Raw genomic sequence first — 13,085 nt, 5'->3', positions numbered from 1 at the left:
CGGCAACGTCGGTCGCCGCGGCTGCGGGCCGCCTCCAGGGCGTCGTATCGGTCACCGGCCGGCCGCACCGGAAGCGGCGCGCGGGCCGGCCGGGGACGGCAGGGCCCACCAGGCGGCCAGTCCGATGATCACTCCGGTGAGCACGGTGGTCGGCCCGCCGATGTCCGCGTAGAGGAAGTCGGTGAGTTGCCAGACCAGGAGCCCGATCGCGATCAGCCCGCAGTCGCGGATCGCGCGGTCCGACCGGTCCGGTCCGCCCGCGCCGGCCGCGCCGTACGGGTCCTGCGCGCGCCCCGCGGCGTACCGGCGGACCCCGGCGACCAGCAGCGCCGCCCAGCCGCCGGCCAGCGCGATCAGCCCGATCAGCCCCTGCTCGCCGAGGACCAGCAGGTACATGTTGTGCGGGGAGAGCAGTGGCTGGCGGACGTACCCCTGTCCGGCGCCGGCGGTGTCGCTACCGGAGGACAGTCCGAGCGAGGCGTGCCCGTCCCGGTGGGCCGGGAACCCCTTGAGGCCCACGCCCACCGCGGGCCGCTCCCGCCACATCGACTCGGCGGCGGCCCACATCGTGTAACGGTCGGTGACCGACTGGTCGGGGGCGCTGGAGACCTGGGTGATCGAGGTCAGCCGCTCGGCCACCATCGCGGACCCGACCCCGAGCCCGCCGACCAGCACCACCCCGAGCGCGGTGAGGGCCAGCAGCACCCGCACTCCCCGCCGGATCCCGGCCAGCAGCATCACCAGCACCGCCGTGCCGGCCGTGGCGATCCACGCGCCCCGGCTGAACGACAGCACCAGCGGCACCACCAGGAGCAGCGCCGTGCCGCCCGCCACCCGGCGCACCGGCCGCGGCAGGCCCGGGGCCAGGGCGGCGGCCGTCGCCACGACCAGCCCGTACGCCACGACGGTGGCCATGCCCATCACGTCGCCGGGGCCGAAGGTGCCGACGGCCCGGACGTCCTCGCCCTGGTAGGAGGCACCGGTGTGGGTCACGTACTGCACGACCCCGACCGCGCCCTGGACCAGGGCCAGCACCGTGAAGCACCCGGCGGCCACCCGGAACTCCCCGGCGTCGCGCACCAGCAGCACGACCGCCACCGGGACCAGGACGAACACCTGCAGGTAGCGGACGAACCCCGGCAGCGCCGCGGCGGGATCCCCGGCGGTCGCGGTCGCCACGGCCAGCCCCACGGCGGGCGCCCCGAGCACCAGCACCGCGAGCGGACTCAGCGACCGGACCCGGCCGCGCAGCGCCTGCACCGCGCACACCAGTACCAGCAGCAGGGAGGCCGCGTCGGCCGGGCCGACCTTGCCGGAGGTGCTGGCGTCGCCTGCGGGGACCGGCACCAGCAGCATCAGGACGGTCGCGACCAGCGGCAGCAGCGGCCAGTGCCGCCGCACCAGGCGCGGCACGTCCGACCGGGCCGCGGCGCCGCCGATCGTCGTCACGGCGAGGCTCATGGTCAGCTGCCCCCCAGCCGGAAGCGGAAGAAGGAGGCCGCGGTGCGGGCGAGGATCCACAGGTCCTGCCACAGGGACCAGGTGTCGATGTAGTGGTTGTCGAAGCGGGCCCGGTCCTCGATGGAGGTGTCCCCGCGCAGGCCGTTGATCTGCGCGAGCCCGGTGATCCCGACGGGCATCCGGTGCCGGGCCTCGTAGCCGGGGTGCACACTGCTGAACTTCGCGACGAAGAAGGGCCGCTCGGGCCGCGGGCCGACCAGGCTCATGTCGCCGCGCACCACGTTCCACAGCTGCGGCAGCTCGTCCAGGGAGGACTTGCGCAGGAACGAGCCGACGGGGCTCATCCGGTTGTCCCCGGCGACGGTCCACCGGGTGGCGGACTCGTGCGCGTCGGCGCGCAGGGTACGGAACTTCAGCAGGGTGAAGGGACGCCCGTACAGGCCGACCCGCTCCTGACGGAAGATCACCCCGGGCCCGTCGGAGATCCGCACGGCCAGGGCGCACGCCCCCATCAGCGGAGCGGCGGCGATCAGCGCGCACAGGGCGAGGGCGCTGTCGAGGCCCCGCTTCGCCCAGCGCTCCAGCTGCCGGGCGGGGCGCGGCAGCAGCGGCTGGACGGCGTACCCCCACAGCTGGTCGGCGGGCTGGGCGACCCGCATGTCGGTGACCTTGGCGGTTCCGGCGGGGTCGGCGAGCCAGAGCCGGCAGCCGTGGTCGTGGAAGAGGCGGACGAGGGAGGCGGTGTGCTCGTCCGCCTCCGGCGGCCGGGTGAAGACGGCGGCCCGGACGGAGTTCTGGATGACCGCGCGCCGGATGTCCTCGTGGGTGGCGAGGACGGGCATCGCGCCGTCGCCTTCGGTGCCGGCCGCGGTGTCGGCGAGCCCGACGGGCCGCAGGCCGTACTCGGGGTGCCCGTGCAGGGCGGCGGCGACCGCGGCGGAGCCGGCGGCCGGTCCGACGACGAGGGCCGAGGCGGGCCGGCGGCGGCAGGAGCGGCGGCGGAGCTGGTTGACGAAGCCACGGCCCGCGCACGTCAGGGCGGTCTGCAGGCAGACGGCGGCCAGCAGCGCCCACCAGCCGAGGGCCTGGCGGGGCTCGACGGCGGCGCCGACGGCGGCGGCCCCGCACCACAGGGCGGCGGCCCGCCCGGCCAGCGCGGGCACTTCGAGGAGCGCGGACGGGGCCAGCCGCGGTCGGTACAGCCCGCCCTGGGCGTGCAGGAGGGCGAGCAGGACGGCGAGCGGTACGGCCGCCTCGCGCGGGAGTTCCAGCCCGGGCGTGACGACCGTGGCCACCACGGTGGCCAGCACGTCGGCGGCCAGCAGCGGGAGCGCCCCGTGCCGGCTCCGGTCCCGCCGCTGCCGCACGGGCGGCCTGGCCTGGTCGGCCCTGGGCCCCCGCGGTGGGTGGATGGCGGTGACGGACCGTCGGACGGCGGCCGTGCCGGCGGCGCCGACCGCGTGCCCCGTGCCGCCCTGTCCGGTGTGCCGGGGGGGTGCGCTGTCCATCGTCATCGGCTGATGCGCTCCTGGTTCGAGGGCCGGGGCCTGCCCAGCAGTTCGTGGTACAGACCGGTGACCGCGTCCGTGGTCCGCCGCACGTCGCATTCGGTCCGGGCGTGCTGCTGGGCCTGCTCGCCGAGTTCGGCGAGCAGCCGCGGCTCGGCGAACAGCCGTCCCAGGGCCTTGGCCAGGGCCGTCGGGTCCTCCGGCGGCACCAGGCAGAGCCGTCCCTGGCCGGGCGGCAGGCTCTCCCGGGCACCGCTGACGTCGGACACCAGGACCGGTCGGCCGCTGGCCATGGCTTCGAGCGGGGCGAGCGCCATGCCTTCCCACCGCGACGGCAGTACAACGAGATCGGCGGCCCGAAGCCACGGTCGGATGTCGGCGGCCGCACCCGCAAAGAGGACTCCGGGTGGGGCCGAACGGCGCAGTTTCTCGGTGTCGGGGCCGTCCCCGACGAGGGCGAGGCGGGCCTCGGGGAGGTTGCCGAGCACCTCCCGCCAAGCGCGCAGCAGCACGTCCTGGCCCTTCTGCCGGCAGAGCCGGCCGACGCAGACGGCGAGCGGCCCGTCGCCCAGGAAGGCGGCGGGCAGCGGGAGTTCGGCGCGGGCGGCGGTACGGTCCGTCGCCCGGTCGGGGCCGCCGGGGCGGTAGTGGTCCAGGTCCACCCCGTTGCGGATCACCGACCAGCGGGCGGCGATCCCCTCGGCCTCGCCGACCCGCCGCTCGGCCTCGCTGACGCAGAGAACCCGGTCGGCCCAGCGGACCCCGAAGCGCTCCCAGCGCCGGGCGAGGGCGCCGGTGGCCCCGCCGACCGCGTCGAACGACCAGGCGTGCGGCTGGAACACGGTGGGGATCCGGCCGCGGGCGGCGAGCCGGCCGGCCAGGCCGGCCTTGGCGCTGTGGGCGTGCAGGACGTCGGGGCGGGCCCAGCGGATGACCCGACGGGCGGAGACGACCTCGGCGGCCAGGTCGGGTCCCGGGGCGCGGCCTGCCCGCCAGACGAGCACCTCGGCGCCGGCGGCGCGGGCCTCCTCGGCGAGCCGGCCGCCGCGCGGGCAGCCGACGACGGCGCGCAGGCCGGCGGCGGTCTGGGCGCGGACGAGGTCGACGACGACGCGGGCGACCCCGCCGTCGACGGGCTGGACGAGGTGCAGGACGGTCAGGGCGGGAGCGGTCGGGGGCTGCGCGGGGCAGGGCTGGTCAGGGGCAGGTTGTGTCGGCACGCGGAGCGGTCTCCTACGTTCAGCGGCGCGCGTCTGTCTGAACGAAGAGCACGCCGAGGAATTGGCCCTGGCTTTCGCCCGTGAACCTGAAGTGCAGGCTGCGGGCACCACCGGAGAGGGCGGGACTCAGGTCGAACACGTCCGCGTCATATCCGAGATTGTTCAGGTGTTCGGGCTGTCGTACGGACGAGGGGCGTCCGAATTCCGTGATCGTGGAATTCATGACATCGTTGAAGGGGTTTTCTTCGTCACTGACGTCGGTCCGGCGCCCGGAGTCGGCGGTCACGGTGAGTGAGTCCCCGAGGGCGCCCTGGTCGCCGTCGTACGCCACCACGCCGGCCTTGCCCGAGGCCCCGGCCGGCGCGTCGAGACCCGCGATCTCGATCGACTCGCCCGCCGCCTCACCCGCCCCCGCGCCGAGGCCCTCGAAGCCGTCCCACAGCGAGATGCGGCGCAGCGGCTCCTGCGGGTGCTCGTAGGCGACGACCAGCGTCCAGCCGCCCCACGCCCCGACCTCGGAGCGCCCCATGGCGATGTTGATCTGGGCCACCGTCCACATCCCGGCGCCGCCCTTGCGGACCAGCGGGGTCACGTCGGCCGAGGCCTGGTACGCGTCGCTGCCCTCGTCCGTGCGGTGTCCGATCACGGTGTCGGCGAGCACCTCCTTGTACGCGCCGCCCGGCTCGGCGACGAGCACCCGCCCGTTGTCCTCCGGCGGTTTCTGCTCGCCGACGCGCAGGTTCCCGCCCCAGTACAGGCGGGCGTACGAAACCTTCGCGCCCTGCGGGACCTTGAGCTCGGCCCGGGTGGAGTTGTAGGTGTCCGGGTCCTTGTCGACCTCGCTGTAGAACATCTCGAAGTCGCTGTTGACCCCGACCGCGCCCTTCTTGACCTCTGCGCACGGCGCGGCGTCGGGGGCCGCCTCCTTGCGGCAGCCGATCGAGGAGTTGGAGGCCCGGACCAGCCCGCCGTGCTGCACCGCCTGGTAACGCTGCGTGAACGGAACCTGGGGTGCCTCCTTGGGGCCCGGCGGGGCCTCGGCGCCCGCGGCGGGGACGGTGGCCGAAAGTGCGAGGCAGGACAGGAGGCCGAGCGTGGCGAGGATTCTGCGGGAGGAACCCATGACCCTGTCTCCATTTTCGATCAAGGGGGACAAAACAGGAGTGCACTTTGTCAGAAACCCGACCCGGAATCACGCCGGACTCGCACGTACGGCCTTTTGGGCGATAACACGCACCCTCGTGGGCGGCGAGTCGTTATGCCGTGCACCGTTGTTCGAACCGAAAGGAAAAACCGAGATGAACAAGACCCTGGTACGCGGCACCACCGCGGCGGCCGCCGGCGCGGCGGTCCTGATGGCCGGCGCGGGCCTCGCCGCCGCGAGCGACGCGACCGCGAGCGGCGTCGCGGCCGGGTCCCCGGGCGTGATCTCCGGCAACGCGATCCAGATCCCGATCGCGATCCCGATCAACCTCTGCGGCAACTCGATCAACGTCCTCGTCGGCGTCCTGAACCCGGCGTTCGGCAACGTCTGCATCAACAACTGACCGCACGCCCGACCGTCAACCGCGCCGCCCGAAACGGCGGCATCCGGGTGAAGCCACGCAACCCGTGCGGACGGCGCCCCGTTGACCCGGGTGCTCAAGTACCGGGCACTCCTGCAATCAAGGGACCACAATGATCAAGAAGATGATGGCCACGGCGGCGGCTGCGGCCTCGGTCGTGGGCATCGGTGCCGCCGCGGCGCCGCAGGCGATGGCCATCGGGAACGACAACGGCATCAACACCGTCAACGGCAATGGGGCCTCGCAGATCTACGGCAACCAGGCCACCTACGGGAACATGAGCCCGCAGATGGCGCTGATCCAGGGCTCCTTCAACAAGCCCTGCATCGCCCTGCCCGCGAAGGTCAACGCCCAGTCGCTCCTCGCCCTGGTGAACGTCGGCGTCCAGGACATCCCGATCCTGTCCAACCCGATGAACCAGCAGTGCGTCGAGAACTCCACCCAGGCCAAGGGCGACGAGCCGCTCTCGCACATCCTGGACAACATCCCGATCCTGTCCGGTAACGCCTCCGTCGGCAGCTGACCTCCTCCGCGCCACCGAGGCCGTCGCACCTCCGGGTCGCGGCGGCCTCGCCGCGTACGGCCCCCGCCCGCCCGCTTTGCCCGCCCGGGAAATGGCCGCGGAAATCCACACCTATTTCCAGCCACCCGAACCGTGGGGGAAATACGGAAGGCGCCCCGGAAAACCGGGGTTTCCTTTCCCCCACCCGCTCGTTGTTGTTTCTGCAGTGGACAAGCCGCTGCGGGAAAGGATCGAAATCTCATGACGTACAAGAAGGCAGTGGTGCTGGCCGCCGGCGTTCTGATGGCCGCCGGTGCCGCCTCCCCCGCCATGGCCGACTCCGTTGCCGACGGCCAGGCCGTGGGCTCCCCCGGCGTCGCCTCCGGCAACCTCGTCCAGGTCCCGGTCCACGTCCCGGTCAACGTCTGCGGCAACACCATCAACGTCATCGCCCTGCTGAACCCCACGTTCGGCAACAGCTGCGTCAACGCCTGACGAACGCGTCTGCGCCCGCAGGGGCGAACCTCCTCGGGGTGGCCTCGGAGTGCACGGCGGTGCACTCCGGGGCCACCTTCGATTCAGCACCGGCCCCGCGCCGGTAGACAGGGAAGGACCCATGCGACAGGTACTGAGCCGACAGGTACTGGGCAAGGGAGTACTCACGGCCGCGGCCGCCTCAAGCCTGCTGTCGATCGCCACCGGCGCGGCCGTCGCGCACTCCGGGGCGGTGGCCGAGGCCTCGCACTCGCCGGGTGTGCTGTCCGGCAACAGCGTCTCGGTACCGATCACCCTCTCGCCGAACGTGTGCGGCAACAGTGTGGACGGCGGCGCGGCGCTCAACCCCTCGTTCGGCAACACCTGTGCCACGACGAGCGGTACGGACGCCCACCACCGGGGCGACCGCGGCGGACACGACTACGACCGCTACCTGAGCCCCCAGCACGCCGAGGCGTTCGAGCGCTACCTCCAGGACCACGATTCACGGCACGGGGTGCCGGGGCAGCGCGGCGGGGAGGCCGGGCACGGCGGCCCCCGTACCGAGGAGCCCCGCCACGACGCACCGCGGCACGCGGCCCCCCGGCACGCGGCACCGCGCGGCGAGGAGCCCCGCCACGAGGGACCGCGCCGCGAGGGCCGCCACGGCAAGCCGGCGGAGGAGGAGTGCGACGACCACCCGCAGGGCCGGCCCGCCCCCAAGCCCGCCCCGGCCGACCACCACGCGCCGCCGGCGCCCGAGCCGCCCCGCTCGCACCCCGCACCGCCGGCGCCGCCCGCGGCGGAGCACCCGGCTCCCCCGGCACCGCTGCCCGCCCCGGCTCCGGTCGAGGAGGCGCCGCGGCCACTGCCGGCCCCCGCCCCGGTCGAGGCCCCTCCGGTCCCGCAGGCGCCCCCCGCGCCGGAGGCTCCGGCGGAGGTCCCCGCGCCCCTGCCCGCTCCCGCCCCGGCGCCCGCTCCCGCGCCGGTGGGCGAAGCCCCTGCGCCGCTGCCCGCCCCGGCTCCGGTCGAGGAGGGTCCCGCCCCCGCGCCGCCGCTCGGCGGCACGCCCGTGACGCTCCCGGCCCCGGCGCCCGTCCCTGCGCCCGCGCCTGCCCCGGTCCCCGCCCCCGTGCCGGCCCCGGCTCCCGTCCTCGCCGAGACCGGCGCGGGCCAGGCCGGCATCGCGGGGCTCCTCGCCTCCGCCCTCGTCCTCGGCGGCGCGATTCTGTACCGCAGGTCCCGTACGGCCTGACGCGACCGCAGCGGCATTCGGAAGGAATACCGGCCGGAGAATCCCCTGACGGATTCTCCGGCCGTCGCCGTGCCCTCGTGCGCGTTTCCGCCGCGGCACGGAATCGTTACCCAGGGCAAAAGCGGTGCGACGGTCACCGCTGGAAAAGGATTTCGACAATGAAGCTCACGAAGGTCGCCGCGGTCGTCGCCGGTTCCGTTGCCGCCCTGGGCGCCTGCGCTCCCGCGTTCGCCGCCGAGGGCGCGGGCGCAATGCCCCCCATGAGCCTGACGGGCGGGGCGACACAGGCCTTCGACTCGCTCGCCCCCGTCACCGAGTCGCTTCCGCAGACCCTCGGCAACGGCCTGGCCGAGCAGGGCCAGACGGTCGACAAGGTCGTGGGCACCGCCCAGCGGGTCAACGAGATCCGCAACGACGCGCCGGGCCAGGTGCTCGGCCTGGCGAACGGGGCCACGAAGGCCTCCCCGCTCCTCGGCGGCGTGCAGCTCAACGGCGGCGGCAACAAGTCCTGAGCCCGGGCCTTCGGCTCCGGACGGCATAAAGAACCGTGGGCGCCACCGGCGAGGCCGGTGACGCCCACGGTCTGGTGTGCCGTCGACGCAGCGTCAGGTTCAGGCGTTGACGCAGGTGTTGCCGAACGCGGGGTTCAGCAGGGCGATGATGTTGATGGTGTTGCCGCAGACGTTGACCGGGACGTGGACCGGCACCTGCACGAGGTTGCCCGAGAGGACACCGGGGGAGCCCACGGCCGCACCCTCGGCCGTGGAGTCGGCGAAAGCGGTGCCCGCGGCGCCGGCTGCGGCGAGACCGGCGGAGGCCAGGACCAGGGCGGCCTTCTTGGCAGAGTTCATGGGAAGTGCACCTTCTGTTCGATGTTCTGCCCCGACCGGGGCTCACACCGAGAGAAACGGTCCGGGCTCCCCATCGGACACGGCCTCCGCTCGATCAAACCTGTTCAGCCCACTCTCCCTCACCACGGGCGGTGTTCGGCCACCCGGCCCGCATCGCACCCGCCGCTACGGGAGCGCGGGCACGTCCGGGATCTCGGGAATCTCGGGGGGAACCTCGGGGATCTCGGGGATCTCGGGGATCTCGGGGATCTCGGGCACGCCGTCCACCGGCGGGAGCGTGACGGGCAGGCCCGGGATCGTGATCGGCAGCTCCGGAACGGCCGGCAGGTCGGGGAGCACCGGCAGGGTGATCGGCGGCAGTGTGACCCCCGGCAGCAGCCCCGCAAGGCTCTTGAGGAGGCTGTCCAGGGTTGCGGAGATGCCCGAGAGCAGGTCGTCGATCGGACCGGCCGGAGCGGCGGCCCGGCGCTTCTCCACTTTCTGCTGCGCGGCCGCGACCCGTTCGCGCAGGGAGGCGGCGGTCTCACCGTCCGCGGCGCCCGCAGGGGCGGCCGCAGCGGTGAGTATGACGGCGACGAGGGCCGACGGGACGAGGACGCGGGCGCGGAAGCGGGACGGCCGGTAGCGGTGCATGGGATTCCTTCGCTGGTCGCAGAGAAACGGACCCGAGCGATCCGCTTCATTGCCCACCGTCGTGACACCGCGCACGGACTGCAACCGGAGCCGGGCCGAACGCAGGACCCAGCCGCGCACGGGAGTTGCTCCGGGCTGCGTACGGGCTTCGTACGGGCTTCGCGCACACGTCCGGGGCGGACTCACCCCGGCCGGGGAAAGGCCCCGCGCATGCCGGCCGTTCGAGTGAAGCCCCGGAACCAACGCCGCGAAGGGGCAGTTGACCAGGGCGCTCCACTAGCGGGCACTCGTGCGACAAAAGGACCAATCATGCTCAAGAAGATCATGACTGCTGCCGCGGTCACCGCCGCCGCCGTCGGCGCGGGCGCTGCGCTTGCCGCCCCGGCCATGGCCATCGGCAACGACAACGGGGTCAACACCGTCAACGGCAACGGCTCCCAGCAGATCTACGGCAACCAGAAGACCGCCGGCGACATGAGCCCGCAGCTCAGCCTGGTCCAGGGCACCCTCAACAAGCCCTGCATCGGCCTGCCCGCGAAGGTCAACCTCCAGAACGTCCTCGCCGCGCTGCAGATCGGCGTCCAGGACATCAACGTCCTGTCCAACCCGATGAACCAGCAGTGCACCGAGAACTCCACCCAGGCCAAGGGCGACGAGGCCCTCTCGCACATCCTGGACAACATCCCGATCCTGTCCGGCAACGCCTCCATCGGCAGCTGACCCCCGCTCCCTCCCTGCCCACTGCGGTCCGGGCCTGCGCCCGTGGAGCGATGTGACGAGGGCCCCGGCAGCCCCCAGCTGCCGGGGCCCTCGTGCGCGCCGCCGCGCGCCGTCAGCCCGTCCAGAACTCCCACCACCGGGTGAGGACCAGCATCCCGATCACCCCGATGTGCAGGACGGGCGGCACCCAGCCGAACTCGGCGAGGAAGCCCCGCACCGGCCCGGGCGCGGGCAGGTACCCGCTGCGGACGTTGAACGCGGTGACCGCCCAGAACATCACGAGCGTCGCCACCCAGGTCAGGCAGCACCACAGGCACAGCGCGTTGATCTCGTAGAGCGACTGGGCCATCAGCCAGGTGCAGAAGCCGACGCCGAAGGCCATGCCGGCATTCAGTCCCAGCCAGAACCAGCCGCGGTGCCGGGCGCCCGCCAACAGGCCCGCGCCGGCGCACACCACGGCCCCGAACGCGACCATTCCCAGCATGGGGTTGGGGAAGCCGAAGACCTCCGCCTGCTCGCTCTGCATGACGCTGCCGCAGGAGACCACCGGGTTGAGGCTGCAGGCCGGCTTGAAGTCCGGGTCCTGGAGCAGGAGGAACTTGTCGAGGGTGATCACCCACGAGGCCAGCACGCCGGCCGCCCCGGTGAAGACCAGCAGCCAGGCCAACGCCCTTGGTGCGGCAGCCGGTTCACCCTCGCGTCGAGTGCTGGGCCGCCCCTGCTGGCGGGGGACACCCACAGTTTTCATAGCCATACCGCCCATGGTCCCGCGCTCCAGGACAGACCCGGGCGAACCCTCAGCATTCCGCCACAAGTTGACCTGAAGGGGTGGCGGGAACCCCCGTTGCTTCCCGGACGTTTTAACGAACCCCGGACGTGATGTCAGAGCCAGGGGCTACGTTGAGCTTCCGCGAAGTCACAAGCTGCGACGGCCTGGAGACCCACCTTGAGCGATCCTTACGAGACAACCGAGGCGCACCTCGAGCGACTCCTGGGCCGCGCCCTCAACTCCTACGACCTGCCCGACCGGTTGGTCGATCGCCTCGGGACGGCGCTCGCCCACAGTTCTTCGCTGTACACCACGAGCCACAGCCCGGCGGCGGGGCGGTGGCGGGAGACCCACCGGCACACCTACCTGCTCTCCGACGGCGGTTCGGCGTCCCTGTGGGAGCTGGTGTACCGGCACGAGGGCGACCGGACGATACGGCACGAGGTCTTCGCGAGCCGTGCCGAGGCCCGCTTGGCCGTGGCCCGGCTGTTCGGCGAGACCCCGGAGGAGGACGCCTTCGACCTTGCTGCCTTCGACGCGGAGGAGGACCCGGAGGCGGCGGACCGGGACGCGGCCGCGCTGAGCGCGCTGCTCACCACCCCGACCACGGCCCAGCGGTACCGGGAGTACGCGGTGGAGCAGTCGGCCGACCACGCCCGGCGGGTGCTGCGTCGCGCCGAGAACCAGGACCGGCCCGGGGAGCGGACGGCGCGGCTGCTGAAGACGGCGTACGCGCACCGGATCACGCAGGCGTTCGGCATCCTCCAGTGCCTGGCGGACGGGCGGGACGCCGGGTTCCGGCTGTACGAGCACGCGTTCGTCCTGCTGGACGGCAGCGAGATCAGCCTGTGGGAGGTCGAGCACACGGCAACGCCGGACGGGCGCCACATGTGCGAGGTGTACGAGACGGAGGCAGCGGCGCGCGGGGCGATGGAGGTCCGCGCGCACGGCTGAGGCGCTCCCGTCAGACGGCGGTCGGCTCGATCGGCCCCGTCGGGTCCACCGGCCCCACCGGCGGGGCCATCGGCTCCACCCACACCCCGGCCCGGCCGCCCGGGACGGCCGGCGCGGCAGGCTCGGCAGGCTCGGCGGGCTCGGTCAGGTACTGGTCCAGGGGCGGTCGCGGTGTGATGCGGACGGCCTCGGGGCGCAGGTCGGCGGGGGCCGGCATCGCGCTGCCCGGGAGCCGGACCGCGGCCGCGCCGTGGGCCAGGGCGGAGGCGAGGGCCGCCGGACCGCTGCCGCCCGCGACGAGGAAGCCGGCCAGCGCGGCGTCGCCGGCGCCGGCGCTGCTGCGGACGGCCGCCACGGGCGCGGTGCCGTGGAAGATCCCCTCGGCCGAGGCCAGCAGCTGGCCGTCCGCGCCGAGCGAGGCCAGGACGGCGCCCGCTCCCCGGGAGCGCAGCTCCTCGGCGGCGGCGGCCACGTCGCCGAGCGTGTGGAGCGGCCGGCCCACCGCTTCCGCGAGCTCGGCCGCGTTCGGCTTCACCACGTCCGGGCGGGCGGACAGCGCCTCCGTCAGGGCAGGGCCGGAGGTGTCCAGGGCGATGCGGGCGCCCGTCGCGCGGGCCCGGTCGACCACTTCGGCGTACCAGTGGGGCGGCAGGCCGGGCGGGAGGCTGCCGCAGGCCGCGATCCAGTCGGGGCTGTCGGCGCAGGTGCGGACGGTGTCCAGCAGGAGCGCGGATTCGGCCTCGGTGAGGGCCGGGCCGGGCGCGTTGACCTTGGTGAGGGTGCCGTCCGGTTCGACGATCGAGACGTTCGAGCGGGTCTGCCCGGCGACCGAGACGGCGGTGACGTCCACTCCCTCGGTGGCCAGGAGTTCGGCGAGCAGGGTGCCGGTCGGGCCGCCGAGCGGGAGGACGGCCGTCGTCCGCACGCCGACGGCGGCCACGGCGCGCGAGACGTTGACCCCCTTGCCCCCGGGGTCGAGCCGGTCGACGACGGCGCGCAGCACGGCTCCCCGCTCCAGCACGGGGACCTCGTACGTCCGGTCGAGGGAGGGGTTCGGGGTGACGGTGAGGATCATTCGAGCACGGCTTCCCTTGGATTTCCCTCACCGTACGCCCGTTATGCCCGGAATCAAAAGGAACGGGCACGCCCGCCTTGAGGAGCGGACGTGCCCGT

15 protein-coding genes are annotated in these 13,085 nt (G+C 73.7%); 7 read left to right on the top strand and 8 right to left on the bottom strand.

Features of this window, described 5'->3' with window-relative positions; all coding sequences use genetic code 11:
- Positions 1-51 precede the first annotated feature (51 nt).
- From ACFVGY_RS28590 to ACFVGY_RS28575, 4 genes are read right to left on the bottom strand one after another with little or no spacing between them, the layout of a single operon-like run.
- Complete coding sequence (locus ACFVGY_RS28590; protein WP_385682291.1) at positions 52-1,461, bottom strand: O-antigen ligase family protein; 1,410 nt, start codon at positions 1,459-1,461, stop codon at positions 52-54.
- Between the two features lie 2 nt (positions 1,462-1,463).
- Complete coding sequence (locus tag ACFVGY_RS28585; RefSeq protein ID WP_385682288.1) at positions 1,464-2,975, bottom strand: exopolysaccharide biosynthesis polyprenyl glycosylphosphotransferase; 1,512 nt, start codon at positions 2,973-2,975, stop codon at positions 1,464-1,466.
- Entirely contained in the window at positions 2,972-4,189 is a 1,218-nt protein-coding gene (locus tag ACFVGY_RS28580; protein WP_385682285.1) for a glycosyltransferase, read from the bottom strand. The genes ACFVGY_RS28585 and ACFVGY_RS28580 overlap by 4 nt, the downstream gene beginning before the upstream one ends.
- Before the next feature lie 19 nt (positions 4,190-4,208).
- A complete protein-coding gene (locus ACFVGY_RS28575) occupies positions 4,209-5,312 on the bottom strand; it encodes a DUF3344 domain-containing protein (RefSeq protein WP_385682282.1) in 1,104 nt (367 codons plus the stop codon).
- Positions 5,313-5,487: 175 nt separating this feature from the next.
- Here ACFVGY_RS28575 and ACFVGY_RS28570 point away from each other — a divergent pair, with 175 nt between their 5' ends.
- The 5 genes from ACFVGY_RS28570 (at position 5,488) to ACFVGY_RS28550 (ending at position 8,497) form a co-directional block, all read left to right on the top strand.
- Positions 5,488-5,736, top strand: coding sequence for a chaplin (locus tag ACFVGY_RS28570; RefSeq protein WP_385682279.1), 249 nt, complete (start codon positions 5,488-5,490; stop codon positions 5,734-5,736).
- Between the two features lie 130 nt (positions 5,737-5,866).
- On the top strand, positions 5,867-6,277 hold the full coding sequence (locus ACFVGY_RS28565) for a rodlin (RefSeq protein WP_385429459.1): 411 nt from the start codon (positions 5,867-5,869) through the stop codon (positions 6,275-6,277).
- Positions 6,278-6,517: 240 nt separating this feature from the next.
- On the top strand, positions 6,518-6,751 hold the full coding sequence (locus tag ACFVGY_RS28560) for a chaplin (protein WP_385682275.1): 234 nt from the start codon (positions 6,518-6,520) through the stop codon (positions 6,749-6,751).
- Positions 6,752-6,872: 121 nt separating this feature from the next.
- On the top strand, positions 6,873-7,985 hold the full coding sequence (locus ACFVGY_RS28555) for a chaplin (RefSeq protein WP_385682272.1): 1,113 nt from the start codon (positions 6,873-6,875) through the stop codon (positions 7,983-7,985).
- Positions 7,986-8,143: 158 nt separating this feature from the next.
- Entirely contained in the window at positions 8,144-8,497 is a 354-nt protein-coding gene (locus ACFVGY_RS28550; RefSeq protein WP_385682269.1) for a hypothetical protein, read from the top strand.
- Positions 8,498-8,596: 99 nt separating this feature from the next.
- Here ACFVGY_RS28550 and ACFVGY_RS28545 read toward each other — a convergent pair whose 3' ends face one another.
- Both ACFVGY_RS28545 and ACFVGY_RS28540 read right to left on the bottom strand, forming a co-directional pair.
- A complete protein-coding gene (locus ACFVGY_RS28545; RefSeq protein WP_385682266.1) occupies positions 8,597-8,836 on the bottom strand; it encodes a chaplin in 240 nt (79 codons plus the stop codon).
- A 165-nt stretch (positions 8,837-9,001) separates the two neighbouring features.
- Entirely contained in the window at positions 9,002-9,469 is a 468-nt protein-coding gene (locus tag ACFVGY_RS28540; protein WP_385682264.1) for a hypothetical protein, read from the bottom strand.
- 309 nt (positions 9,470-9,778) lie between these two features.
- Between ACFVGY_RS28540 and ACFVGY_RS28535 the strand changes: the two genes are divergently transcribed.
- Positions 9,779-10,189, top strand: coding sequence for a rodlin (locus ACFVGY_RS28535; RefSeq protein WP_385682263.1), 411 nt, complete (start codon positions 9,779-9,781; stop codon positions 10,187-10,189).
- Between the two features lie 112 nt (positions 10,190-10,301).
- Here the strand turns inward: ACFVGY_RS28535 and ACFVGY_RS28530 are convergent, their stop codons facing one another.
- Positions 10,302-10,952, bottom strand: coding sequence for a vitamin K epoxide reductase family protein (locus tag ACFVGY_RS28530; RefSeq protein ID WP_385682260.1), 651 nt, complete (start codon positions 10,950-10,952; stop codon positions 10,302-10,304).
- A gap of 183 nt (positions 10,953-11,135) precedes the next feature.
- Between ACFVGY_RS28530 and ACFVGY_RS28525 the strand changes: the two genes are divergently transcribed.
- Positions 11,136-11,912: a DUF6227 family protein gene (locus ACFVGY_RS28525; RefSeq protein ID WP_385682257.1), complete on the top strand. Its 777-nt coding sequence runs from the start codon at positions 11,136-11,138 to the stop codon at positions 11,910-11,912.
- A gap of 10 nt (positions 11,913-11,922) precedes the next feature.
- Here the strand turns inward: ACFVGY_RS28525 and pfkB are convergent, their stop codons facing one another.
- Positions 11,923-12,987, bottom strand: a complete 1,065-nt coding sequence (gene pfkB / locus ACFVGY_RS28520; RefSeq protein WP_385682255.1) for a 1-phosphofructokinase — start codon at positions 12,985-12,987, stop codon at positions 11,923-11,925.
- Between the last annotated feature and the right edge of the window lie 98 nt (positions 12,988-13,085).

Origin of the sequence: Streptomyces sp. NPDC127106 (genome assembly GCF_042677605.1) — a bacterium.
In the GTDB taxonomy this organism is placed as follows: domain Bacteria; phylum Actinomycetota; class Actinomycetes; order Streptomycetales; family Streptomycetaceae; genus Streptomyces.
Note: the sequence above shows the minus strand (reverse complement) of the source record. Positions and strands in the feature narration are given on the sequence as shown.

Excerpts from the sequence above, each read along its gene's own strand:
- ACFVGY_RS28545 (WP_385682266.1), bottom strand. The coding sequence starts at position 8,836 with ATGAACTCTGCCAAGAAGGCCGCCCTGGTCCTGGCCTCCGCCGGTCTC.
- pfkB (WP_385682255.1), bottom strand. The coding sequence starts at position 12,987 with ATGATCCTCACCGTCACCCCGAACCCCTCCCTCGACCGGACGTACGAG.
- ACFVGY_RS28565 (WP_385429459.1), top strand. The coding sequence starts at position 5,867 with ATGATCAAGAAGATGATGGCCACGGCGGCGGCTGCGGCCTCGGTCGTG.
- ACFVGY_RS28530 (WP_385682260.1), bottom strand. The coding sequence starts at position 10,952 with ATGGGCGGTATGGCTATGAAAACTGTGGGTGTCCCCCGCCAGCAGGGG.
- ACFVGY_RS28560 (WP_385682275.1), top strand. The coding sequence starts at position 6,518 with ATGACGTACAAGAAGGCAGTGGTGCTGGCCGCCGGCGTTCTGATGGCC.
- ACFVGY_RS28540 (WP_385682264.1), bottom strand. The coding sequence starts at position 9,469 with ATGCACCGCTACCGGCCGTCCCGCTTCCGCGCCCGCGTCCTCGTCCCG.
- ACFVGY_RS28570 (WP_385682279.1), top strand. The coding sequence starts at position 5,488 with ATGAACAAGACCCTGGTACGCGGCACCACCGCGGCGGCCGCCGGCGCG.
- ACFVGY_RS28555 (WP_385682272.1), top strand. The coding sequence starts at position 6,873 with ATGCGACAGGTACTGAGCCGACAGGTACTGGGCAAGGGAGTACTCACG.
- ACFVGY_RS28535 (WP_385682263.1), top strand. The coding sequence starts at position 9,779 with ATGCTCAAGAAGATCATGACTGCTGCCGCGGTCACCGCCGCCGCCGTC.
- ACFVGY_RS28585 (WP_385682288.1), bottom strand. The coding sequence starts at position 2,975 with ATGACGATGGACAGCGCACCCCCCCGGCACACCGGACAGGGCGGCACG.
- ACFVGY_RS28590 (WP_385682291.1), bottom strand. The coding sequence starts at position 1,461 with ATGAGCCTCGCCGTGACGACGATCGGCGGCGCCGCGGCCCGGTCGGAC.
- ACFVGY_RS28575 (WP_385682282.1), bottom strand. The coding sequence starts at position 5,312 with ATGGGTTCCTCCCGCAGAATCCTCGCCACGCTCGGCCTCCTGTCCTGC.
- ACFVGY_RS28550 (WP_385682269.1), top strand. The coding sequence starts at position 8,144 with ATGAAGCTCACGAAGGTCGCCGCGGTCGTCGCCGGTTCCGTTGCCGCC.